The organism is Streptomyces amakusaensis (assembly GCF_039532665.1).
Lineage (GTDB): Bacteria > Actinomycetota > Actinomycetes > Streptomycetales > Streptomycetaceae > Streptomyces > Streptomyces amakusaensis.
In genome coordinates this window covers 443,869-466,872 of sequence record NZ_BAAASB010000005.1, presented here as the reverse complement: position 1 = coordinate 466,872, position 23,004 = coordinate 443,869, and the positions used below count along the sequence as shown (strand labels likewise).

At 70.6% G+C, this 23,004-nt stretch carries 23 protein-coding genes; 9 read left to right on the top strand and 14 right to left on the bottom strand.

Going from position 1 to position 23,004, the window contains the following annotated elements:
• Positions 1-39 precede the first annotated feature (39 nt).
• Positions 40-684, bottom strand: coding sequence for a response regulator (locus tag ABD371_RS12050; protein ID WP_190124832.1), 645 nt, complete (start codon positions 682-684; stop codon positions 40-42).
• Positions 677-1,822 carry a GAF domain-containing sensor histidine kinase gene (locus ABD371_RS12045; RefSeq protein WP_344475710.1) on the bottom strand — a complete coding sequence of 382 codons (1,146 nt, stop codon included), beginning with the start codon at positions 1,820-1,822 and terminating at the stop codon, positions 677-679. The genes ABD371_RS12050 and ABD371_RS12045 overlap by 8 nt, the downstream gene beginning before the upstream one ends.
• 217 nt (positions 1,823-2,039) lie before the next feature.
• Between ABD371_RS12045 and ABD371_RS12040 the strand changes: the two genes are divergently transcribed.
• Together ABD371_RS12040 and ABD371_RS12035 are read left to right on the top strand one after the other, a co-directional pair.
• On the top strand, positions 2,040-2,738 hold the full coding sequence (locus ABD371_RS12040) for an SDR family NAD(P)-dependent oxidoreductase (protein ID WP_344475708.1): 699 nt from the start codon (positions 2,040-2,042) through the stop codon (positions 2,736-2,738).
• Between the two features lie 387 nt (positions 2,739-3,125).
• On the top strand, positions 3,126-3,854 hold the full coding sequence (locus ABD371_RS12035; RefSeq protein WP_344475706.1) for a transglycosylase SLT domain-containing protein: 729 nt from the start codon (positions 3,126-3,128) through the stop codon (positions 3,852-3,854).
• 93 nt (positions 3,855-3,947) lie between these two features.
• Here ABD371_RS12035 and ABD371_RS12030 read toward each other — a convergent pair whose 3' ends face one another.
• Positions 3,948-6,587, bottom strand: coding sequence for an ABC transporter ATP-binding protein/permease (locus tag ABD371_RS12030; protein ID WP_344475704.1), 2,640 nt, complete (start codon positions 6,585-6,587; stop codon positions 3,948-3,950).
• 256 nt (positions 6,588-6,843) lie between these two features.
• On the opposite strand from ABD371_RS12030, the gene serB reads away from it, so the two are divergent.
• Complete coding sequence (serB, locus tag ABD371_RS12025; RefSeq protein ID WP_344475702.1) at positions 6,844-8,061, top strand: phosphoserine phosphatase SerB; 1,218 nt, start codon at positions 6,844-6,846, stop codon at positions 8,059-8,061.
• Between the two features lie 114 nt (positions 8,062-8,175).
• Here the strand turns inward: serB and ABD371_RS12020 are convergent, their stop codons facing one another.
• The 4 genes from ABD371_RS12020 to ABD371_RS12005 all read right to left on the bottom strand — a co-directional run bounded on the left by ABD371_RS12020 (position 8,176) and on the right by ABD371_RS12005 (position 10,695).
• Positions 8,176-8,727, bottom strand: a complete 552-nt coding sequence (locus tag ABD371_RS12020) for a SixA phosphatase family protein (RefSeq protein ID WP_190124826.1) — start codon at positions 8,725-8,727, stop codon at positions 8,176-8,178.
• A 120-nt stretch (positions 8,728-8,847) separates the two neighbouring features.
• Positions 8,848-9,054: a hypothetical protein gene (locus ABD371_RS12015; protein ID WP_190124825.1), complete on the bottom strand. Its 207-nt coding sequence runs from the start codon at positions 9,052-9,054 to the stop codon at positions 8,848-8,850.
• A gap of 188 nt (positions 9,055-9,242) precedes the next feature.
• Entirely contained in the window at positions 9,243-9,359 is a 117-nt protein-coding gene (locus tag ABD371_RS12010) for an SGM_5486 family transporter-associated protein (protein ID WP_344475700.1), read from the bottom strand.
• A 4-nt stretch (positions 9,360-9,363) separates the two neighbouring features.
• Complete coding sequence (locus tag ABD371_RS12005) at positions 9,364-10,695, bottom strand: CynX/NimT family MFS transporter (protein ID WP_381733585.1); 1,332 nt, start codon at positions 10,693-10,695, stop codon at positions 9,364-9,366.
• Positions 10,696-10,794: 99 nt separating this feature from the next.
• On the opposite strand from ABD371_RS12005, the gene ABD371_RS12000 reads away from it, so the two are divergent.
• A complete protein-coding gene (locus ABD371_RS12000; RefSeq protein ID WP_344475696.1) occupies positions 10,795-11,565 on the top strand; it encodes a FadR/GntR family transcriptional regulator in 771 nt (256 codons plus the stop codon).
• Here the strand turns inward: ABD371_RS12000 and ABD371_RS11995 are convergent.
• The 3 genes from ABD371_RS11995 to fabG form a co-directional block, all read right to left on the bottom strand.
• Positions 11,544-11,885, bottom strand: a complete 342-nt coding sequence (locus ABD371_RS11995; RefSeq protein ID WP_344475695.1) for a hypothetical protein — start codon at positions 11,883-11,885, stop codon at positions 11,544-11,546. The genes ABD371_RS12000 and ABD371_RS11995 overlap by 22 nt on opposite strands.
• 204 nt (positions 11,886-12,089) lie before the next feature.
• Positions 12,090-12,860, bottom strand: coding sequence for an enoyl-ACP reductase FabI (fabI, locus tag ABD371_RS11990; RefSeq protein WP_344475693.1), 771 nt, complete (start codon positions 12,858-12,860; stop codon positions 12,090-12,092).
• A gap of 5 nt (positions 12,861-12,865) precedes the next feature.
• Positions 12,866-13,570: a 3-oxoacyl-[acyl-carrier-protein] reductase gene (fabG, locus tag ABD371_RS11985; RefSeq protein WP_344475691.1), complete on the bottom strand. Its 705-nt coding sequence runs from the start codon at positions 13,568-13,570 to the stop codon at positions 12,866-12,868.
• A 328-nt stretch (positions 13,571-13,898) separates the two neighbouring features.
• Here fabG and ABD371_RS11980 point away from each other — a divergent pair, with 328 nt between their 5' ends.
• From ABD371_RS11980 to tyrS, 3 genes are all read left to right on the top strand, one after another.
• Positions 13,899-15,422 (top strand): TldD/PmbA family protein, encoded by a 1,524-nt coding sequence (locus ABD371_RS11980; RefSeq protein ID WP_344475689.1) that lies wholly within the window; start codon positions 13,899-13,901, stop codon positions 15,420-15,422.
• Positions 15,419-16,810, top strand: a complete 1,392-nt coding sequence (locus ABD371_RS11975; protein WP_344475687.1) for a metallopeptidase TldD-related protein — start codon at positions 15,419-15,421, stop codon at positions 16,808-16,810. Before ABD371_RS11980 ends, ABD371_RS11975 begins: the two co-directional genes overlap by 4 nt.
• Positions 16,811-16,874: 64 nt before the next feature.
• Entirely contained in the window at positions 16,875-18,137 is a 1,263-nt protein-coding gene (tyrS, locus tag ABD371_RS11970) for a tyrosine--tRNA ligase (RefSeq protein WP_344475686.1), read from the top strand.
• Between the two features lie 144 nt (positions 18,138-18,281).
• Here the strand turns inward: tyrS and ABD371_RS11965 are convergent, their stop codons facing one another.
• A complete protein-coding gene (locus ABD371_RS11965; protein ID WP_344475685.1) occupies positions 18,282-18,557 on the bottom strand; it encodes a GlsB/YeaQ/YmgE family stress response membrane protein in 276 nt (91 codons plus the stop codon).
• 217 nt (positions 18,558-18,774) lie between these two features.
• On the opposite strand from ABD371_RS11965, the gene ABD371_RS11960 reads away from it, so the two are divergent.
• Positions 18,775-19,221, top strand: coding sequence for a DUF3099 domain-containing protein (locus tag ABD371_RS11960; RefSeq protein ID WP_344475684.1), 447 nt, complete (start codon positions 18,775-18,777; stop codon positions 19,219-19,221).
• A 190-nt stretch (positions 19,222-19,411) separates the two neighbouring features.
• Positions 19,412-19,654, top strand: coding sequence for a hypothetical protein (locus ABD371_RS11955; protein ID WP_344475683.1), 243 nt, complete (start codon positions 19,412-19,414; stop codon positions 19,652-19,654).
• Here ABD371_RS11955 and moaA read toward each other — a convergent pair.
• From moaA to ABD371_RS11940, 3 genes are all read right to left on the bottom strand, one after another.
• The gene (gene moaA, locus ABD371_RS11950) at positions 19,637-20,626 is read right to left on the bottom strand and encodes a GTP 3',8-cyclase MoaA (protein WP_344475681.1); all 990 of its coding nucleotides are present in this window, start codon (positions 20,624-20,626) and stop codon (positions 19,637-19,639) included. The two genes, ABD371_RS11955 and moaA, sit on opposite strands and share 18 nt — an antisense overlap.
• 183 nt (positions 20,627-20,809) lie before the next feature.
• A complete protein-coding gene (locus ABD371_RS11945) occupies positions 20,810-22,432 on the bottom strand; it encodes a solute symporter family protein (protein WP_344475679.1) in 1,623 nt (540 codons plus the stop codon).
• Complete coding sequence (locus ABD371_RS11940; RefSeq protein WP_344475677.1) at positions 22,429-22,797, bottom strand: DUF485 domain-containing protein; 369 nt, start codon at positions 22,795-22,797, stop codon at positions 22,429-22,431. The genes ABD371_RS11945 and ABD371_RS11940 overlap by 4 nt, the downstream gene beginning before the upstream one ends.
• Positions 22,798-23,004 lie beyond the last annotated feature (207 nt).

Sequence of the window (23,004 nt, the reverse complement as noted above, 5' to 3'; positions counted from 1 at the left end):
AATCTCGGACCGGTCGGGAACCCGGGTGAAGCCGTTCGCTCACCCCGCCAGACCGTGACGTACCGCCCAGAGCGCCGCCTGGGTGCGGTCGGCGAGGTCGAGCTTCATCAGGATGTTCGAGACATGCGTCTTGACGGTCTTCTCGGAGAGGACGAGGGCGCGGGCGATCTCGCGGTTGGAGCGGCCGTCCGCGATCAGGCCGAGGACCTCGCGCTCCCGCTCGGTGAGGGTCCCGCCGCGGCCCGAGCCCGCGCCGGTGTCCTCCTGGGTGAGGAGGGCTCCGGCGACCTCCGGCTGGAGCAGGACATGGCCCGCGTGGACCGAGCGGATGGCCCCGGCGAGCGCCTCGGGGTCGATGTCCTTGTAGACATAGCCGGAGGCTCCGGCGCGCAGGGCGGGGACCACGGTGCGCTGCTCGGTGAAGCTGGTGACGATCAGCACCTTCGCCGGGTTGGCGAGGTCGCGCAGTTTGCGGAGCGCCTCGATGCCGTCGGTGCCGGGCATCTTCACGTCCATCAGGACGACGTCGGGCTTCAGCTCCTCGGCACGGGCGACCCCCTCGGCGCCGTCGCCCGCCTCTCCGACGACCTCTATGTCTCCCTGGACCTCCAGGAAGGTGCGCAGCCCCCGGCGGACCACCTGGTGGTCGTCGACCAGCAGGACCCTGATCACCTTGTCATCCACCGGGGACCTCCATCTCGATCGTGGTGCCCTTGCCGGGCGCGGAATGCACGGTGAGGCTGCCGCCCACACCGCCGGCCCGGTCCCGCATGGAGACCAGGCCCAGGTGCCGGCCGGCCCGGCGGACCGTGCGGGGTTCGAACCCGGAGCCGTTGTCGGTGACGCTGAGGACGGCGCCGTGGCCCCGGCGGGCGAGGACGACGTCGACGCGGTCGGCCCCGGAGTGGCGCAGGGCGTTGTGCAGGGCCTCCTGGGCGACTCGGAGGACGGCCTCCTCCTGGGCGGCGGGCAGCGCCTTGGTGCCGCAGGTGTCGAAGGTGACCCTGGCCGAGTGGGCCCGGTCGAGGACCTGGATGTGGGTGCGGAGGGTGTTGATCAGGCCGTCCTCGTCGAGGGCGGCGGGGCGCAGCTCCACGACGGCGGCGCGCAGCTCGTCGGCGGCTTCGGCGGCGAGGGCGGCGACCTGCTGGAGTTCGCCCTTGGCGCGGCCGGGGTCGCGGTCGACGAGGGCGGCGGCGGCCTGGGCGGTGAGCCGGAGCGAGAAGAGTTTCTGGCTGACGGCGTCGTGGAGTTCGTGGGCGAGGCGCGAGCGTTCCTCGGCGATGGTCAGCTCGCGGCTGCGTTCGTACAGCCGGGCGTTGGTGAGGGCGATCGCGGCGTGCTGGGCGAGGATGGAGAGGAGTTCCTCGTCCTCCTCGGTGAAGGCGCAGCCGCCCTCGGGGCGGGAGCAGCGCTTGTTGGCGAGGAAGAGGGCGCCGATGGTCTCGTCGCCGTCCTTGATCGGCAGTCCGAGGAAGTCGGACATGTCGGGGTGGGCTTCCGGCCAGCCCTCGAAGCGCGGGTCTTTGCGGACGTCGGCGAGCCGCTCGGTCCTGGCGTCGCGGAGCATGGCGGCGAGGATGCCGTGCTGGCGGGGCAGGGGGCCGATGGCCTTCCACTGGGCCTCGCTGACTCCGGAGACCACGAACTGGGCGAAGCCGCCGTGGTCGTCCGGGACGCCGAGGGCCGCGTACTCCGCGTCGAGCAGCTCGCGGGCGGAGGCGACGATCGTCTTCAGTACGTCGCGCACCTCCAGGTGTCTGCTCATCGCGAGGAGTGCGGAGCTCACGGCGGCGAGGCCGGAGCTGGGTGGGTGGCTCATGACCTCACCGTACCGGCGGGGTGTGACGGTCCGTATCGGGCCGGGGACGGCATGGCCCAGGACTGAGGTCCTAGGTCCAAGTGATGTGCCGGGTGGGGTCCCGGGGACGAGGTGGTGCGCGAGGTTCCGTTTCTACCGTGGGGTTCGTCGGCGCGGAGGGAGCGGTACAGCGGGATCCGCACGGAGCGCGCCGGCCGTACAGAGGGGAATGGACGGCATGCCGGTAGCGGTGATCACGGGTGGTTCCAAGGGGCTGGGGCGCGCGCTCGCGGCCGCGCTCGCGGGGCGGGGCTGGGATCTGGTGGTGAGCGCCAGGACCGCCGAGGTGCTGGAGCGGACCGCGGAGGGGCTGCGCGGGCACGGGACCCGGGTGGTGGCGGTGGCGGGCGATGTCACGGACGCGGGGCACCGGGCGGCGCTGGTGGCGGCTGCGGACGGGCTGGGCGGGCTGGATCTGCTGGTGAGCAATGCGAGCGTGCTGGGGGCGGAGCCGCTGGTGCGGCTGGACTCGCAGCCGCTGGCGGGGCTGCGGGCGGCGCTGGAGACCAATGTGGTGGCCGCGCTGGGGCTGGTGCAGGAGGCGCTGCCGCTGCTGCGGGGGTCGCGGGCCGGGACGGTGATCGTGATCAGCTCGGAGGCGGCGGCGGAGGCGTACGAGACCTGGGGAGGCTATGGGGCCTCGAAGGCGGCGCTGGACCAGCTGGCGGCGGTGCTGGCGGTGGAGGAGCCGGGGCTGCGGGTGTGGGCGGTGGATCCGGGGGACATGGACACGGATCTGTACGAGGCGGCGGTGCCGGCCGACGACGATGAGGTGCGGCCGACGCCGGAGTCTGTGGTTCCGGGCTTTCTGCGGCTGCTGGACCGGCGGCCGGTGAGCGGGCGGTACGCGGCTCCCGCGCTGCTCGACCGGGGGTGACGGCGGTGCGGGAGGGGCGCGGGAGGGGTTTTCTCTGCCTCTGGAATGAGTTCGGGGGCGCCCTTCTCGTACTTCCGGATGACAACCCTGACACATTGCATTGCTCAAGCAACGCATTGTGATATCAGTGGGGGCCCGATGTGAGCCCGCACATAGGACGCACATCACTTACGAACCTCTTTAGTGGAGAGATAAAGGCCGTGTGAGCGGGTGTGGAGTAATCGGAACGGCATTTCGGCGAGAGCGTGATCCACTATCGGGGATAGTACGTCACACCTTTGCCAGACCATTTTGCTGCCGCTAAGAATTGCCCAGTCGCCGCCGCTTGGAGCGCAGCGCCGCCTCCACGGCCTGAAGCGACTTCCCGATTCGAAGAGGTACGTCTGTATGTCTGCTTCCCGCATTCGCAGTACCCGTATGACCAAGGCCCGCAAGGTCTCGATCGCCGGTATCGCCGCCGCAGGTGCCGCAGCCGTGACCCTGACCCTCGTTCCCGTGAACGGCTCCGCCGACACCAAGGCCGTCGCCGAGCCCTCCCCGGTGGCGCTGCAGGCGCAGGCCGCCGGCAAGCCCGCCTCGCTGAACCTCGACAGCCAGAAGTCGGCCATCGAGATACAGGTCCGCGACGCGGTGAAGGCCGCTTCCAAGGCGAAGGCCGACGCGAAGGCCAAGGCCGACGCGAAGGCGAAGCTCGACGCCGCGACCAAGAAGGCCGCCGCCGAGCGTGCCGCCGAGAAGCGCGCCACCGAGGAGACCGTGGCCACCCGTACCGTGGCCGCTCGCACCGCCGTCTACCCGAACAACCTGGACGGCTGGATCCGCGAGGCGCTCTCCATCATGAAGAAGCACGGCATCCCGGGCACGTACGACGGGCTGCACCGCAACATCATGCGCGAGTCCAGCGGCAACCCGCTCGCCATCAACAACTGGGACATCAACGCCATCAACGGCGTGCCGTCGAAGGGCCTGCTCCAGGTCATCCAGCCGACGTTCAACGCCTACCACGTCCCGGGCACCCCGTTCGACCTGTACCACCCGGTCGCCAACATCACGGCCGCGGCCAACTACGCCGCCGACCGTTACGGCTCGATCGACAACGTCTTCGGCGCTTACTGAGCCTGCTGAAGGACGCTGACACACAGACGCGCAAGGGCGGCACCCCCTCGATCAGGGGATGCCGCCCTTCGTCGTGTGCGCGATACGGCGCGGCTATTTGCGCATGACCTCGGGCTCGTGGCGGCGCAGCAGCCGGGCGACGACGACGCCGCAGATGACGCCCATCGCGAGCAGCACGGTCACATTGAGGCCCCACTGGCCCGCCGAGTGCTCCCAGAGCGGGTCGAGGTCGCCGGGGTTCTTCGGGTCCCACGGGGGCATCAGCACGCCGAGGTCCAGGGTGGTCCCCGCGCCGGCGATGGCCCAGCGGGAGGGCATCAGCCAGGCGAACTGCTCCAGGCCGAGCGATCCGTACACCTTGAAGAGGATGCCGGTGAAGACGACCTGGACGATCGCGAACATCACCAGCAGCGGCATGGTCTTCTCGGCGGTCCGCACCAGCGAGGAGATCACCAGGCCGAACATCATCGAGGTGAAGCCGAGGGCGATGACCACCAGGCACAGCTCGACGGCGGGGGGCATGATCAGGCCCTCGGCGGGGAGGGCGCGCGGCGCGAAGCCGATGCCGCAGAGGATGACGCCCTGGAAGGCGGTGATCAGTCCGAGGACGATCACCTTGGACATCAGATACGCGGAGCGGGAGAGACCGGTGGCCCGCTCCCGTTCGTAGATCACCCGTTCCTTGATCAGTTCTCGTACGGAGTTGGCGGCCCCGGAGAAGCACATGCCGACCGTGAGGATCAGCATGATCGTGCCGGCGTCGCCGTTGAAGCGGGACTTTCCGTCGTCGGGCGCGGCGAGGCCGAAGTCGGCCGGGATGACCACGCTGACCAGGCCCAGCACGGCGGGCAGGATCACCATCAGGCCCAGGAAGCCCTTGTCCGAGGCGATGACCGAGACATAGCGGCGCATCAGGGTCCACAGCTGGGCGCCCCAGCTCTGCGGCTTCGGCGGGCGCATCCGCTGCGGGGGGACGGCCACCGGCTGCGGCGCGACGGCGTCGATGTCGGCCGCGTACATCTGGTAGTGCTGCGAGCCGCGCCAGCGGCCGGACCAGTCGTAGTCGCGGTAGTTCTCGAAGGCGGAGAAGACATCGGCCCAGGTGGTGTAGCCGAAGAAGTTGAGCGCCTCCTCGGGGGGTCCGAAGTAGGCGACCGCTCCGCCGGGGGCCATGACCAGGAGTTTGTCGCAGAGCTGGAGCTCGGCCACGGAGTGGGTGACCACCAGGACGGTACGGCCGTCGTCGGCCAGTCCGCGCAGCAGCTGCATCACATCGCGGTCCATGCCCGGGTCGAGGCCGGAGGTCGGCTCGTCCAGGAAGATCAGCGAGGGCTTGGTGAGCAGCTCCAGGGCGACCGAGACGCGCTTGCGCTGGCCGCCGGAGAGCGAGGTGACCTTCTTGTCCTTGTGGATGTCGAGCTTCAGCTCGCGGAGCACCTCCTCGATCCGGGCCTCGCGCTCGGCCTCGGCGGTGTCGCCGGGGAAGCGGAGTTTGGCCGCGTACCGCAGCGCCTTCCGGACGGTGAGCTCCTTGTGCAGGATGTCGTCCTGCGGGACCAGACCGATGCGCTGGCGCAGCTCGGCGAAGTGCTTGTAGAGGCTGCGGTTGTCGTAGAGGACGTCGCCCTGGTTGGCGGGCCGGTAGCCGGTGAGCGCCTTGAGGAGGGTGGACTTGCCGGATCCGGAGGGGCCTATGACGCCGATGAGGGACTTCTCGGGCACGCCGAAGGAGACGTCGCGCAGGATCTGCTTCCCGCCGTCGACGGTGACCGTGAGGTGGCGGGCGGAGAAGGAGATCTCTCCGGTGTCGACGAATTCCTCGAGGCGGTCGCCGACGATGCGGAAGGCGGAGTGGCCGACGCCGACGATGTCGTCGGCCCCGATGACGACGGTGCCCGACTTGGCGATCGGCTGGCCGTTGACATAGGTGCCGTTGTGGGAGCCCAGATCGCTGATCTGGAAGCGGCCGTCGGGGGTCGCGGTGAACTCGGCGTGGTGCCGGGAGACCTGGAGGTCGGAGACGACCAGCTCGTTCTCCAGGGCGCGGCCTATGCGCATGACCCGGCCGAGTGAGAGCTGGTGGAAGGTGGTGGGGCCGCGGTCTCCGGGGGCGGGCGCGGCCGGGGTGGCCGCTTCCGGCCGCCGGGGGGCCTGCTGCTGCGGCTGGTCCGCCGGCCCCGACGCCGCGTGCCGGGGGCCGGGGTGCTGCTGGGGGGCGGCGTTCGCGCCGGGGGCCTGCGGTGCCTGCTGGTATCCCTGGTACGGGGCTGTGGCGTGCGGGGCCTGCGCGTGGGCGGCCTGTGCCGGGGCCTGGGTGGGCTGGGCGTGGGCGGCGTGGGGGGCCTGCTGGTACTGGTACTGCTGCTGCGGGGCCTGCTGCGGGAAGGCGTGCTGTCCCGGTGCGGCGTCGTGGCGGCCCCGCGGGGCCTCTCCGCCGGGCAGGTTCAGCCGCGGGCCGTCGACGGCGTTGCCCAGCCGTACGGTCACGCCGGGGCCGATGTCCGCCCGGTGGATCCGCCGCCCCCCGACATAGGTGCCGTTGGTGCTGCCGTGGTCCTCGATGGCCCAACTCTGCCCGCCCCAGCTGACGGTGGCGTGCCGCCAGGAGACCCGGGCGTCGTCCAGCACCATGTCACCCTGCGGGTCACGCCCCAGTGTGTACGAACCGGACGGATCGAGCGTCCATGTCGTTCCGTTCAATTCCAGTACGAGTTCCCGCACTCCATGCCCCACTACTTGTCCCCCGGAATACCCCCGTCACCGGGAGTCTAGGGATGGTGAACATCGGGAGGAACTATTTCAGGCTCGGTTACGTACCTGCTACTCGGCCCGGACGAGCCTGTGGTGTGACACAGAGTGTCCGCCCGGCTCCGGCGGCGCGCTCGCCTCGGTCCCGCCGCTGGTCACGCGCCCTGACCCGGTTCCGGGATGTCCGCCCATCGGGACGGCGCGTCTCGCCGTGACATTCGCCGGTTACGGTGGGGGAACCATGAGCGCTTCACAGAACTCCGACGTACGCACCCTTCTCGTGAAGATCTTCGGGAAGGACCGTCCAGGGCTCACCGCCGGGCTCTTCGACACTCTGGCCGCCTACTCCGTCGATGTCGTCGACATCGAGCAGGTCGTCTCCCGGGGCCGGCTCGTCCTGTGCGCCCTGGTCACCGCGCCCACGGCGGCCGGCGCGGACGAGGGCGAGCTGAGGGCCACCGTGCACAGCTGGGCCGAGGCCCTGGGGCTCCAGGCCGAGATCATCTCGGGGGTCGGCGACAACCGGCCGCGCGGCAGCGGCCGCTCCCATGTCACCGTGCTCGGCCACCCGCTCACCGCGGAGGCCACGGCGGCCATAACGGCGAGGATCACCTCCGTCGGCGGCAATATCGACCGTATCTTCCGGCTCGCCAAGTATCCCGTGACCGCCGTCGAGTTCGCGGTCTCCGGCGCGGAGCCGGAGGTGCTGCGCACCGCGCTGGCGACCCAGTCCTCCGAGATCGGCGTCGATGTGGCCGTCGTGTCGGCGGGGCTGCACCGCCGCGCCCAGCGGCTGGTGGTGATGGATGTGGACTCCACGCTCATCCAGGACGAGGTCATCGAGCTGTTCGCCGCGCACGCCGGGTGCGAGGAGGAGGTCGCCGGGGTCACGGCCGCCGCGATGCGCGGGGAGCTGGACTTCGAGCAGTCGCTGCACGCCCGGGTGGCGCTGCTCGCGGGGCTGGACGCCTCCGTGGTGGAGAAGGTCCGCGCCGAGGTGCGGCTGACTCCCGGGGCGCGGACCCTGATCCGTACCCTCAAGCGGCTCGGATTCCAGGTGGGAGTGGTCTCCGGCGGCTTCACCCAGGTCACCGACGACCTCAAGGAGCGGCTGGGGCTCGACTTCGCCTCGGCGAACACGCTGGAGATAGTCGACGGGAAGCTCACCGGCCGGGTGACCGGCGAGATCGTCGACCGCGCGGGCAAGGCGCGGCTGCTGCGCCGATTCGCGGCGGAGGCGGGCGTTCCGCTCGCTCAGACGGTGGCGATCGGCGACGGGGCCAACGATCTGGACATGCTCAACGCGGCGGGGCTCGGGGTCGCGTTCAACGCGAAGCCCCTGGTCCGGGAGGCGGCGCACACGGCGGTGAATGTGCCGTTCCTGGACACCGTGCTCTATCTGCTGGGCATCACGCGTGAAGAGGTCGAGGCGGCGGACGGCGAGGACGCCGAGCACTGAAGCTCACGAGGGGAAGGGGAGGGCCCCGGCGCACGCCCTGTGCGCCGGGGCCCTTCTTCGCCGCTCGTACGGGATCACCCGCGCGGATCACTCGGGTGTATCACTCCCGCGACGTCACTCGTGCGGCGTCCAGTAGTCGGAGAGCCGGCCCACGCCGTGCTCCAGGCCCTTCCACGAGCCGCTGAACTGGACGACGGCGAAGGCCGAGGTCGGAAAGCCGCTGCGGTTCATCCGGGGCAGCAGATCTCCCTCGGACTCCCCGGCGAGGGCGTCGGCGAGCGCGTGCATTCCGGGGTTGTGGCCGATGACCAGCAGATCGCTCACCTCGTCCGGGGTCTCGTTCAGCAGTGCGATGATCTCGCCGAGGGAGGCTTCGTACAGCCGGTCCTCATAGACCGTTCTCGGACGCGTCGGCAGTTCGTGCACGGCGAGCTTCCATGTCTCGCGGGTGCGGGTGGCCGTCGAACACAGGGCCAGGTCGAAGACGATGCCGGTCTCGGCGAGCCTGCGGCCCGCGACGGGTGCGTCGTGTCGCCCCCGGTCGGCGAGCGGGCGGTCGTGGTCGGACTCGTCCGACCAGTCGGCCTTGGCGTGTCGGAGAAGCACGATCCTGCGGGATTCGGAAGATCCGGGGGCTTTCCCCCCGGAGGGTGTGACGACGCTCATGCACCCCAGCTTCGCATGAAATGCGCCAGTGGGCGCGGGGTGTTGACGGGCTCCGTCCGCGAGGTGGACGCGGCGGCGGACGGCGGAGGGGAGCGGCCGACGGCGGTGCGCCGGTACGGCTCAGCGGAGCAGCAGCAGCGTCAGATACTCCAGGAAGACGCCGATGGCGGGCTCAGCACCGGCCTCCCGCGCCTGCGCCGGGTCGGATATGAGGACCAGCAGAGCGGCGAAGGCGAGCACCGGAAGGGTCAGCGCCCACCAGGGGAGCCGGATCCCCGCTCCCGCTCGGCCCTCGGCACGGGCAGGGGTGGGCGGGTGGACCGCCATGGTCGCCTCCGTCAGCTGTGATCTCGGGTCCGCGTTCGATGTGTGTCAAACGCTACGGATCACAGCGGCGGGGGCCCACCCGGTGGGCCACCCACTTCTCCCTGAACCTGACCCCCTAGGGGATGGTGGTGCAGGCACCACCATCGGCCGCCCGGGGCCTCGCCAGGCCGTGTCTTCGACGACACGGCCTAGGGGGAGGCGATGGAGGCGATCACGCCCATCACCACGAAGATGCCGATCATCGTGCCGAACACGAGGAGGAGCTTCTTCTGGCCGTTCTGCGGACTCGGGTCAAGGACTGGCATGCGCTCAGTCTCGCATCCCGGTCTCGTCCTCGATCGTCCGGTCCCTTCCGGCCAGGACGCCGAAGACGATCTGCGGCACGAGCAGCCCCGCCATGAGCGTGATCGGCAGTTCCCAGCCGCCGCTGTGCTGGTAGAGGGCGCCCACCAGCAGCGGGCCGGGGATGGAGATCAGATAGCCGGTGGACTGCGCGAACGCGGAGAGCCGCACCACTCCGGCGGGGGTCCGGGAGCGCAGGCCGATCATGGTGAGGGCGAGCGGGAAGGCGCAGTTGGAGATGCCCAGCAGCAGCGCCCAGGCCCAGGCTCCGGCGGCGGGCGCGGTGAGCAGGCCCGCGTACCCGGTCAGTCCGCACAGTCCCAGGACGACGACGATCGGGCCCTGGCTGCTCAGCCGGGTGGCGAGCCGGGGGATGACGAAGGCGAGGGGGACGCCCATCACCATGGTCGTCGCGAGCAGTACCCCGGCGGTCCCGGCCGGGACTCCCGCGTCGCGGAAGATCTGCGGCATCCAGCCCATGGTGATGTACGCGCCGGTGGCCTGAAGGCCGAAGAAACAGGCGAGCGCCCAGGCGGTGGGGCTGCGGGTGATCCTCGGGGCGCGCCGGTCCGTACCCCCGCCGGCCGCCGGGACGGGGACGGAAGCAGGGGCGGAGGAGGAGAGCGCGCCGCCGCGCCGGTCGCGGACGAGTGCCAGCCAGGGCAGTACGGCGACGGCGGCGAGAAGCGCCCAGAAGCCGAGGCCGACGCGCCAGCCGCCGCCGAGCGCCTGGGTGAGGGGCACGGTGACGGCGGCGGCGGCCGAGGTGCCGACAGCCAGGGCCATGGAGTAGAGCCCGGTCATCGAGCCGACGCGGTCGGGGAAGTACCGCTTGACGATCACCGGCATCAGGACATTGCTGACGGCGATGCCCATCAGGGCGAGCGCGCTGGCGGCGAGGAATCCGGCGGTGCCGCCGGCGAAGGGCCGGATCAGCAGTCCGGCCGTGATGGCGATCATGCCCGCGAGGACGACCGCTCCGGGGCCGAAGCGCCGGGCCAGCCGGGGCGCGGCGAGTCCGAAGAGGGCGAAGCACAGGGCCGGTACGGAGGTGAGCAGTCCGGCGACCGTGCCGCTCATCCCGAGTCCGGTGCGGACTTCCTCCAGGAGCGCGCCGAGGCTGGTGATGGCGGGCCGGAGGTTGAACGCGGCGAGGACGATCCCGATCATCACCAGCCGGGTGAGCCAGACCGTACGGCCGCCCCCGTCGGCGGCGGGCCCCGGTGGCGGGGCCGGCCGGGCGGGGGCCGTGGCGGTGGTCTGCGCGGTCCGCGTGTCGGGGTTGGCCTCAGAAGACATAAGACCAATCATAGGATGATTGGCTGTCCCCTCTCGGACCTTATTCTTTGGCCGGGACGCCCGGCGGCAGCGGCACCCGACCGAGCATCAAGGAGCACGATGACCCTGACCTCTCCCCGGCGCTCTGGGCTCACCGACCAGGTGATCGCCCAGCTGCGGAACCAGATCACCTCCGGCGAGTGGCCGGTCGGCTCCCGTATCCCCACCGAACCGGAACTGGTCGAGCGGCTGGGGGTGGCCCGTAACACCGTGCGCGAGGCGGTCCGCGCCCTGGCCCACAACGGGCTGCTGGACATCCGGCAGGGCTCCGGCACCTATGTTCTGGCGACCAGCGAACTGGCGGGGGTGATGCACCGGCGGTTCGCCGACGCGAGCCCCCGGCACATCGCCGAGGTGCGCTCCACGCTGGAGTCCTCGGCCGCGCGGCTGGCGGCCGAGCGCCGCACGGAACGCGATCTGCGCCAGCTGGACACCCTGCTCGCCCGCCGCGAGGAGGCCTGGGCCACGGGCGAGACGGAACGCTTCGTCGCCGCCGACGCCACCTTCCACCTCGCGGTGATGGCCGCCTCGCACAATGAGGTGCTCGGCGAGCTGTACGCGGACCTGGGCGATCTGCTGCGCGACTGGCTCCGCGACGATGTGGGGCCGGCGCTGCGCCCGGAGCGCCCCATGGACCACGGCCGGCTGGTCGAGGCGATCCGCGCGGGCGACGGGGAGGCAGCGGCGGCGGAGGCGGCCGGCTATCCCTTCGCCTGTCTGGGGGCCGGGGAACCGGCCGACGGCCCGGCGGCGGATCAGGACCGCGCTCCGGACCGGGACCGGGGTCAGGGTCAGGGCCAGGACCGGGGTCAGGAGGACGGCAGGGGCTGATGGGTGACCCAGACCGCGCGGATCTCCTTCCAGCAGCGGTCGGTGAGCGTCACATACCCCGCCGGATAGACCTCGGCGGGCGCGCTGTCCACATCGATGTCCCACCAGCGCTCGCACTCGATGTGCAGCCGCACCCGGTCCGTCCCCGGATACGGATTGTGGCAGTGGGCGGTGACACGGGAGCCGTCGATCTCGGTACGGCAGTCCGCCTCGTACCGTCGCGGCTCCGGGCCCGGTTCCAGGGACACCGCCTCGGGGGTCGCCCACAGCAGAAGCGTCACCGCGGCCAGTACGGGGGCTGAGCACCGGATCATTCGCATGAGCAGTACCTCCTCGGCCGTACCGAGGCGCGATCGCGCCTCGGCTGCACCACAAGGGGGGGGGTTGCCTCTCCACCCTGGCCCCGGCGGCGGCCGGCCGCGCGCCCGGAGGGCCGAACGGGCGACGCCCCGCCCCCCGCGCACTGCGGAGGACGGGGCGTCGGCACCGTACGGAACGAATCCGGTCCGGGCGGAGGGCGTCGCTCAGGCGCCCATCATGTGAACGCCGCCGTCCACATGGACGATCTCGCCCGTCGTACGCGGGAAGAAGTCGGAGAGCAGACCGACCACGCCACGGCCCGCGGGCTCCGGGTCGGCCAGGTCCCAGCCGATGGGCGCGCGGTGGTTCCACACGTCCGCCAGGTCCTCGAAGCCGGGGATGGACTTGGCGGCCATGGACTTGAGCGGGCCCGCCGAGATCAGGTTGCAGCGGATGCCCCGGGGGCCCAGGTCACGCGCGAGGTAGCGGTTGGTCGACTCCAGGGCGGCCTTGGCGACGCCCATCCAGTCGTACTTCGGCCAGGCGACCTGCGCGTCGAAGGTGAGACCGACGACCGAGCCGCCGCGCTCCATCAGGGGCAGGCAGGCCGTGGTGAGCGACTTGTAGGAGTACGCGGAGACCTGCACGGCGGTCGAGACGTCGTCCCACTCGCCCTCCAGGAAGTTGAACGCGCCCTGCGGCCCGAAGGCGATGGAGTGCACGATGCCGTCGAGACCGCTGTCGTCGCTGGAGTGCTCACGGATGCGGTCCGCGAGTCCGTCCAGGTGCTCCTGGTTGGTGACGTCCAGCTCGATGACCGGCGGGGTCTTGGGCAGCCGCTTGGCGATGCGCTCCACCAGGCTCAGCCTGCCGAAGCCGGTCAGGATGACCTCCGCGCCCTCCTCCTGCGCCACCTTGGCGGCGTGGAAGGCGATGGACGCGTCCGTGAGGACGCCTGTGACGAGAATGCGCTTGCCGGCGAGGATTCCACTCATGGTGATCAGTGACCCATGCCCAATCCGCCGTCAACGGGGATGACGGCTCCAGTGATGTACGAGGCGTCGTCGGAGGCGAGAAAGCGCACCGTGGCGGCGATCTCCTCCGGCTGCGCGTAACGCCCGAGCGGGACCTGCGAGACGATGCCCGCACGCTGGTCCTCGGTGAGCGCCTTGGTCATGTCGGTGTCGACGAAGCCGGGGGCGACGACGTTGAACGTGATGTTCCGCGAGCCGAGTTCACGGGCGAGGGAACGGGCGAAGCCGACCAGGCCGGCCTTGGAGGCGGCGTAATTGGCCTGTCCGGCGGAGCCGAGCAGCCCCACGACGGAGGAGATCAGGACGACCCGGCCCTTCTTCGCCCGGAGCATCGCGCGATTGGCGCGCTTGACCACGCGGAAGGTGCCGGTGAGGTTGGTGTCGAGCACCGAGACGAAGTCCTCCTCGGACATCCGCATCAGCAACTGGTCCTTGGTGACGCCGGCGTTGGCGACGAGCACCTCCACGGGACCGTGCTTCTCCTCGATCTCCTTGTAGGCCTGCTCCACCTGCTCACCGTCGGTGATGTCGCAACGGACGGCCAGGAAGCCCTCGGGGGGCTCGCCCGAGCGGTATGTGATCGCGACCTTGTCACCGGCGTCGGCGAACGCGCGGGCGATGGCGAGGCCGATGCCCCGGTTTCCTCCGGTGACGAGAACCGAGCGGCTCAACGGATCACCCTTTCGATAGCAGTCGTGGTACCCCCGAAACTATCGGTCCCGTCCCGCCCGCGGGGAATCGGTCGTGACAGCGCCTCACTCGACTCCCTGTCGGGTCTCTACAGAAAGCCCGCACGGTATGCCGCCTTCCACCCCGACCGCCCTGTCCGGCTCGCTGCCGATCCCCCCTCCTCCGCCCCTCCCCCTCTCCCCCTCTTCCCCTCCTCGGCGTCCGGCGTCACCGACCGTGCGCGACCGGGTGCCGTCGGGGTGCGGCGGCGCATGATTCACTGCCGGTTCAGGAGTCGCGTTGGCCTTGGCCGAGAAGGGGAGGGCACCTGTGCCCCATGACATCGATCCGACATTTCTCGCGCTGCCCTTGCGCGCCCTGGCCGACGCGGCGCTCGCGCGGGCCCGCGCCCTGGGGGCCGAGCACGCGGACTTCCGGTTCGAGCGGGTGCGCAGCGCGTCCTGGCGGCTGCGGGACGCCAAACCGGCCGCCTCCTCGGACACCACGGACCTGGGGTACGCGGTCAGGGTGGTGCACGGCGGGGCCTGGGGCTTCGCCTCCGGGGTGGACATGACCATGGACGCGGCGGCGAAGGTGGCGAGCCGCGCGGTGTCCATGGCGAAGCTGTCGGCGAAGGTGATCGCGGCGGCCGGCTCCGACGAGCGGGTGGAGCTGGCGGACGAGCCGGTGCACTCGGAGAAGACCTGGGTCTCCTCGTACCGGATCAATCCGTTCGAGGTGCCCGACGAGGAGAAGACGGCGCTGCTCGCCGAGTGGAGCGGGCGGCTGCTCGGCGCCGCCGGGGTCGCCCATGTGGACGCCTCGCTGCTGACCGTTCAGGAGAACAAGTTCTACGCGGACACCGCGGGCACCGTCACCACGCAGCAGCGGGTGCGGCTGCACCCCCAGCTCACGGCGGTGGCCGTGGACGAGACGACCGGCGAGTTCGACTCGATGCGCACGATCGCGCCTCCGGTGGGCCGGGGCTGGGAGTATCTGACCGGCACCGGCTGGGACTGGGACTCGGAGCTGGAGCGGATCCCGGAGCTGCTCGCGGAGAAGATGCGGGCCCCGAGCGTGGAAGCCGGGCGGTACGACCTGGTCGTGGACCCCTCGAACCTCTGGCTCACCATCCATGAGTCGGTCGGCCACGCCACCGAGCTGGACCGGGCGCTGGGGTACGAGGCGGCGTACGCGGGGACCTCCTTCGCCACCTTCGACAAGCTGGGGAAGCTGGCGTACGGCTCCTCCGCGATGAATGTGACCGGCGACCGCACCGCCGAGCACGGGCTCGCCACCGTCGGGTACGACGACGAGGGCGTCGAGGCGCAGTCCTGGGACCTGGTGCGGGACGGCACCCTGGTCGGCTATCAGCTGGACCGGCGGATCGCCCGGCTGACGGGGCTCGGGCGTTCCAACGGGTGCGCGTACGCGGACTCCCCCGGCCATGTGCCGGTGCAGCGGATGGCGAACGTCTCGCTCCAGCCGGCCCCCGGCGGGCTGTCGACCGACGATCTGATCGGCGGGGTGGAGCGCGGGATCTATGTGGTCGGCGACCGGTCGTGGTCGATCGACATGCAGCGCTACAACTTCCAGTTCACCGGGCAGCGGTTCTTCCGGATCGAGAACGGCCGGCTGGCCGGGCAGCTCAGGGATGTCGCGTACCAGGCGACGACGACGGAGTTCTGGGGCTCGATGGAGCAGGTCGGCGGCCCGCAGACCTATGTCCTGGGCGGCGCCTTCAACTGCGGCAAGGCCCAGCCGGGCCAGGTCGCGGCGGTCTCCCACGGCTGCCCCTCGGCCCTGTTCCGGGGCGTGAACATCCTCAATACGACACAGGAGGCCGGTCGATGAGCCGCACCAGCAAGCCGTACGACATCGTCGAGCGCGCCCTCGGACTCTCGACGGCCGACGGCTGCGTCGTCATCGCCGACGAGCACTCCTCCGCCAATCTCCGGTGGGCGCGGAACGCGCTGACCACGAACGGCGTCACCCGGGGCCGGACCCTCACCGTCATCGCGACGGTCGACGGCGCGGAGGGCACCGCGTCCGGGGTGGTCTCCCGCTCGGCCGTCACCGTGTCGGATCTCGAATCGCTGGTGCGCGCCGCCGAGGCCGCCGCCCGTGCCTCGGAGCCGGCCGAGGACGCCCGGCCGCTGGTCACCGGTGTGCCGGAGAGCCCCGGCTTCCGGGACGCACCGGCCGAGACCTCCTCCGCGGTCTTCGGGGAGTTCGCGCCCGCGCTCGGCGAGTCCTTCGCGCGGGCCCGGGCCGGCCGGCGGGAGCTGTACGGCTTCGCCAGCCATGAGACGACCTCCACCTATCTGGGCACCTCCACCGGGCTGCGGCTGCGCCACGACCAGCCGAACGGGACGCTGGAGCTGAACGCGAAGTCCCCGGACGGCGCGCGCTCGGCCTGGGCCGGGCGTGCCACCAGGGACTTCACGGATGTGGACCCGGGAGAGCTGGACGCCGAGCTGGCGCGGCGGCTGGAGTGGGCCCGGCGGCGGATCGAGCTGCCCGCCGGGCGGTACGAGACGCTGCTGCCGCCCACCGCGGTGGCGGATCTGCTGATCTACCAGCTGTGGTCGTCGACGGCCCGGGACGCGGTGGAGGGCCGTACGGTCTTCTCGCGGCCGGGCGGCGGCACCCGGGTCGGGGAGACGCTGTCCCGGCTGCCGATGACTCTGCGCAGCGACCCGGAGGAGCCGGGGCTCCAGTCCGCTCCGTTCGTGATCGCGCACGCCTCCGGCGACGACGCCTCCGTCTTCGACAACGGGCTGCCGCTGTCCAGGACGGACTGGGTGCGCGAGGGCAGGCTGGAACATCTGGTGACCACGCGGCACAGCGCGGCCCTGACCGGGCTGCCGGTCGCGCCGGGGGCCGGGAATCTGATCCTGGACGGCGGGGGCGGGCGTTCGCTGGAGGAGATGGTCGCGGCGACGGAGCGCGGGCTGCTGCTGACCTGCCTCTGGTACATCCGGGAGGTGGATCCGGCGACGCTGCTGCTGACCGGGCTGACCCGGGACGGGGTCTATCTCGTGGAGAAGGGCGAGGTGACCGGCGCGGTGAACAATTTCCGGTTCAATGAGTCGCCGGTCGATCTGCTCTCCCGGGCCACCGAGGCGGGCCGTACCGAGAAGACGCTGCCCCGTGAGTGGGGCGACTGGTTCACCCGTGCCGCGATGCCCGCGCTGCGGGTCCCCGATTTCAATATGAGTTCGATCAGCCAGGGCGTATAACCTCGGAGGGGCCGAGAGGCGCTTTCCCGATTCAGCAGAACACATCCGAGGAGACACGAGAGACGTGACGGACATCGTCGACGAGCTGCAGTGGCGCGGGCTGATCGCCCAATCCACTGACGAGGACGCATTGCGCAAGGCGTTCGCGGACGGTCCTCTCACGTTCTATTGCGGCTTCGACCCGACCGCTCCCAGTCTCCATCTGGGCAATCTGGTGCAGATCCTCACCATGCGCCGGATCCAGCTGGCGGGGAACCGCCCGCTGGGTCTGGTCGGCGGCGCGACGGGACTGATCGGCGACCCCAAGCCCAATTCCGAGCGCACGCTGAACGAGCCCGAGACCGTCGCGGCCTGGGTCGAGCGGCTGCGGGGCCAGATCGAGCGGTTCCTGGACTTCGAGGGCCCGTACGCGGCGACCATGGTCAACAATCTGGACTGGACGTCGGGGCTTTCGGCGATCGACTTCCTGCGTGACGTCGGGAAGTACTTCCGGGTCAACAAGATGATCGCCAAGGAGGCGGTGGCCCGGCGGCTGAACTCCGACGCGGGGATCAGCTACACCGAGTTCAGCTACCAGATCCTCCAGGGCATGGACTACCTGGAGCTGTACCGCCGGTACGGCTGTGTCCTCCAGACCGGCGGCAGCGACCAGTGGGGCAATCTGACCGGGGGCACCGATCTGATCCACCGGGCCGAGCCGGACGCCCGGGTGCACGCGCTGGCCACCCCGCTGATCACCAAGGCGGACGGCACCAAGTTCGGCAAGACGGAGAGCGGGACGGTCTGGCTGGACGCCGAGCGGACCACTCCGTACGCCTTCTACCAGTTCTGGCTGAACGCGGACGACCGCGATGTGTCGAAGTACCTGCGGATCTTCAGCTTCAAGTCCCGCGAGGAGATCGAGGAGCTGGAGCGGCTGACCGAGGAGCGTCCGCAGGCGCGGGCGGCCCAGCGGGCGCTGGCGGAGGAGCTGACGACGCTGGTGCACGGCTCCGAGGACTGCGCGGCCGCGGTGTACGCGTCCAAGGCGCTGTTCGGGCAGGGTGAGCTGGCCGAGCTGACCGAGCCGACGCTGCGGGCGGCGCTCTCCGAGCTGCCGCACGCCAAGGTCGCCGAGCTGGCCCCGGTGGTGGATCTGCTGGTGGAGGTCGGCCTGGTGGCCAGCAAGTCGGCGGGCCGGCGGACCGTGAAGGAGGGCGGGGCCTACGTGAACAACGTCAAGGTCACGGCCGAGGACGCGGTGCCGGCGGCCGAGGAGCTGCTGCACGGGCGCTGGCTGGTGCTGCGCCGGGGCAAGAAGAACCTCGCCGCGATCGAGATCGGCTGAGCCGGTGAGCCGGGAAGCTCGAGCCGGATCCGGCTCGGGCTTCCCCGGACCCGGGCCCGGACATGGCGCGGCGGCCGGGCGGAGTGATCCGCCCGGCCGCCGTACCGGGTGCCGGCGCTGGTGCCGGACCGGTGCCTATGCGGGTCAGGTGCGCTGCCGGTTGCCCCGCATCGCGATCCAGGCCCGGTCTCCGAGGAAGACCAGGACGACGGCGAAGACCAGCTGGAGGGCGTGGCGGCCCCAGTCGAAGCCGGGGGTCTCCTCGATGCCCATTCCGCCGGCGGCCCAGTTGCCGAGCACCGCGCCGCCGATGCCGCAGATGGTGGCCAGCCACAAGGGAAGGTGCTGTTTCCCGGGCAGGATCGCCTTGGCGATCAGGCCCAGCACAAATCCCACGATGATCGCCCACAACCAGCCCATGGCTGCCTCCTCGTACGGCTCCGCGTGAGCAGTTACGCCGTCAGTCTCGGCCCATTCGGGCTACCGCGCATGTCGGACACCGCCATACGCGCGGCGGCGGAGGGCGAGCACGCGTCCGGTGGCCGCCCCCGCCCTCGTGGCGGTCGCGGGGGCGGCGTACCGTGGAACCCGTCCGGACCGGGGAGCGTCCGACAGGGAAACCAGGCGGTGGAATGTGATGCGGAAGCAGACGAACGGCGAGGTCTTCCGGATCACCGGGGCCCGGCAGGGGCTCGCGGACGACGTTCGCGGGCGGCAGCGGCGCTATGTGATCTCGATGTCGGTGCGGACCGTTTCCGTGGTTCTGGCCGCCACACTGTGGAATGTGGAACGTCATGTGGCGATCGTGGCGCTGGTGCTGGGCGTCCTCCTGCCGTATGTGGCCGTCGTCATCGCCAACGCGGGCCGGGAGAACGTCCCTTCGCTGCCCTCGTCCTTCATCCGTGAGCCGATGCGTCCGGTGATCCCGCCGGTCGCGGAAACGACGGCGGACAGAGCCGCGCCGGACCGCGAGGCGGAACCCGAGGCGGAATCCCACCCGGAATCGGGCGTGCGGAACGGCGCACCCGACGGGGCGTCCGTCGGCGGATCCGGGGGCGGTACCGAGGGCCGGCGGGCCGGCTGATCGACGGCCGAACCGGGCTCCCTTCCCTCAGGAAAAGCTCAGACTCTTTCGTGAAGTTCCGGTGCACCACACCCGGTTACCCGTGACATACTTCGTACGCGCTCCGCATCCCCCGTCGGAGCGACGGACCGACGCCGGGCAGCTCCCCCCGTGGCTGCCCGGCGTCGCCATGTAGTGGAGCATTGCGCACGTGAGCGACGAGTCCCCGATCTGTTCGGCCAAGGGCTGCCGTGCCCCGGCGGTGTGGGTGCTGGCCTGGAACAATCCGAAGCTGCACACACCGGAGCGCCGCAAGACCTGGCTGGCCTGTGACGAGCATCGTGAACACCTCTCCGGGTTCCTCGGTGTACGCGGTTTCCTGAAGGACGTCGTGGAGCTGGAGGAGTGGGAGGCCGCCCGGGAGACCGGGCCGGACTCAGCCTCCGATCGCTGACATGGGCCGGCTCGGCTGAAGGAACGACGGGTCGTCCAGGCCCGAGCCCGCTTTCTTCCCCCGCATCGCCGCCTGCCACATTCCGGCTATCTCCTCGTCGGGCGCGTCCGAGCGCAGGGCCGCCCGCAGATCCGTCTCGTCCTGGGCGAAGAGGCAGGTGCGGACCTGGCCGTCGGCGGTGAGCCGGGTGCGGTCGCAGGCCGCGCAGAAGGGGCGGGTGACCGAGCCGATCACTCCGACCCGGTGCGGTCCGCCGTCCACCAGCCAGCGCTCCGCGGGGGACGATCCGCGCTCCTCGCCGCCCTCGGGGGTGAGGGTGAAGCGGGCGCGGAGGGTGTGCAGTATGTCGCCTGCCGTGATCATTCCCTCGCGCTTCCAGCCGTGCTGGGCGTCGAGCGGCATCTGCTCGATGAAGCGCAGCTCGTATCCCTCGGCCAGCGCCCAGGCGAGCAGCTCCGGGGCCTCGTCGTCATTGAGGCCGGGCATCAGCACCGCATTGACCTTGACGGGGGTCAGTCCGGCGTCCCGGGCGGCCCGGAGGCCGTCCAGCACGTCCTGGTGGCGGTCGCGGCGGGTGAGCCGCTGGAAGACCTCGGGCCGGAGGGTGTCGAGTGAGACATTGATCCGGTCGAGGCCGGCGGCCCTGAGCGCGCCGGCGGTGCGCTTGAGGCCGATGCCGTTGGTGGTCAGCGACATCCGGGGGCGGGGCGACAGCCGCGCGGACCGCTCGACTATGGAGACGAGTCCGGGGCGCAGCAGCGGCTCTCCGCCGGTGAAGCGGACTTCGGTGACGCCGAGGAGGGTGACGGCTATCCGGATCAGCCGGACGATCTCGTCGTCGGTGAGCAGATCGGGCTTGGCGAGCCACTGGAGCCCTTCTTCGGGCATGCAGTAGACGCATCGCAGATTGCACCGGTCGGTCAGTGAGACCCTCAGATCGGTGGCGACCCGGCCATAGGTGTCCAGCAGCACCGTGTCCCTCCCCTTCCACGCTCTCCTCTTCGAGCCTACGTCAGCCCACTGACATCGCCGGGCTCCGGACCGGAACCGGACCGGAATCGGGACGGGGCCGGGCCGGGGCCGGACCCCGGAAGCGGGCCGGCGGGAGCGTGTCGCAGGACACTACGGCACTCCCCCCGCCGGGCGGCCGGCGGATCAGTGGGCTCCGGTGCCGGTGAGGGACTTGACCTCCAGTTCGGCGTACTTGCCGCTGTCGGGCTTCTCCTTCGAGAGCACGGAGCCGAGCCAGCCGAGCAGGAAGCCCAGCGGGATGGAGACCAGGCCGGGGTTCTCCAGCGGGAACCAGTAGAAGTCGGCGTTCTTGAACATCGAGGTGGGCTTGCCGGAGACGACCGGCGAGAAGAGGACGAGGACGACGGAGGAGATGAGTCCGCCGTAGATCGACCACAGGGCGCCCTGGGTGGTGAATTTCTTCCAGAAGAGGCTGTAGAGGATCGTCGGCAGGTTTGCCGAGGCGGCGACGGCGAAGGCGAGGGCGACGAGGCCGGCGACGTTGAGATCGCGGGCGAGCGCGCCGAGGGCGATGGAGACGACGCCGATGGCGACGGTCGCCCAGCGGGCGGCGCGGACCTCTTCCTTCTCGGTGGCCTGTCCCCTGCGGATGACATTGGCGTAGATGTCGTGGGCGAAGGAGGAGGACGAGGCGAGGGTGAGGCCGGCGACGACGGCGAGGATGGTGGCGAAGGCGACGGCGGAGATCACGGCGAGCAGGATCGCGCCGCCCGTGGAGTCGGTGCCGCCGATGTGGAGGGCGAGCAGGGGGGCGGCGGTGTTGCCCGCCTTGTTGGAGGCGGTGATCTCCCCGGGTCCGACGATGGCCGCCGCTCCGAAGCCGAGCGCGATGGTCATCAGGTAGAACGCGCCGATGATGCCGATGGCCCAGTTGACGGACTTACGGGCGGCCTTCGCGGTGGGCACGGTGTAGAAGCGGATGAGGATGTGCGGCAGTCCGGCGGTGCCGAGGACCAGGGCGATGCCGAGGGAGATGAAGTCGAGCTTGGAGATCTCGGTGGAGCCGTACTTGAGGCCGGGCTCCAGGAAGGCCTGCCCGTGTCCGCTCTTGGCGGCGGCGGTGCCGAGCAGGTCCGAGATGTTGAAGTTGAACTTCAGCAGCACCAGGAACGTGATGAGGAGCGTTCCCGCGATGAGGAGGACCGCCTTGACCATCTGGACCCAGGTGGTGCCCTTCATCCCTCCGATGGTGACGTACAGGATCATCAGGATGCCGACGAGGGCGACGATCAGCACCTTGCCGCTGTCGCTGGTGATGCCGAGGAGGAGTGAGACGAGGACGCCGGCGCCGGCCATCTGCGCGAGCAGATAGAAGATCGACACGACGATGGTGGAGGTGCCCGCGGCGGTTCGGACCGGGCGCTGGCGCATCCGGTAGGCGAGGACGTCGCCCATGGTGAACCGGCCGGAGTTGCGCAGGGGTTCGGCGACCAGCAGCAGGGCGACGAGCCAGGCGACCAGGAAGCCGATGGAGTAGAGGAAGCCGTCGTAGCCGAAGAGGGCGATGGCTCCGGCGATGCCGAGGAAGGAGGCGGCGGACATGTAGTCGCCGGAGATCGCCAGCCCGTTCTGGAAGCCGGTGAACTGGCGTCCGCCGGCGTAGAAGTCGGCGGCGCTCTTGGTCTGGCGGCCGGCCCAGACGGTGATGAAGAGGGTCGCGACGACGAAGGCCCCGAAGAGGGCGATGATCAGCGGCCGGTGTTCGGTGGTCGCGCTCTGGGCGGCGAGGTGGAGTGCGCTGGTCACAGTTCGGCCTCCATCCGTGCCTTGATGGCCTCCGCCTTGGGGTCGAGGCGGTTCGCGGCGTGGCGTGAGTAGAGCCAGGCGATGAGGAAGGTGGTGGCGAACTGGGCGAGGCCGAGGACGAGGGCGACATTGATGTTGCCGAAGAGCCGGGTGCCCATGAAGCCGCCGGCGTAGTTCGAGAGCAGTACGTAGAGCAGGTACCAGAGGATGAACGCGACGGTCAGCGGAAAGGCGAAGGAGCGGTAGGTGTGCCGGAGTTCGGCGAACTCGGGGCTCCGCTGCATGGCGACGAACTGCTCGGTCGTGGGCTGCGCGGGGCTGGTGTCCCTGGGGCCGTCGGGCGGTGGCGGTGCGTCGGTAGTCACGGACTCTCCTCGTGACGCGGGAGCGGTGGGGATGGACAAGTCGGGCCTTCGTTCGAGCCTGTGCTGCGGGGCGGTTTGATGTTGCTCCACCCCCTGACAACGGCACGGAGAGCACGCCGGGCGGGTTCAACATCGGTCTTTTTTCTTCACGATCGACACTTTCGGTTCAGGTTTTCCTCTCCAACTCATTGATGACGATCAAGATCG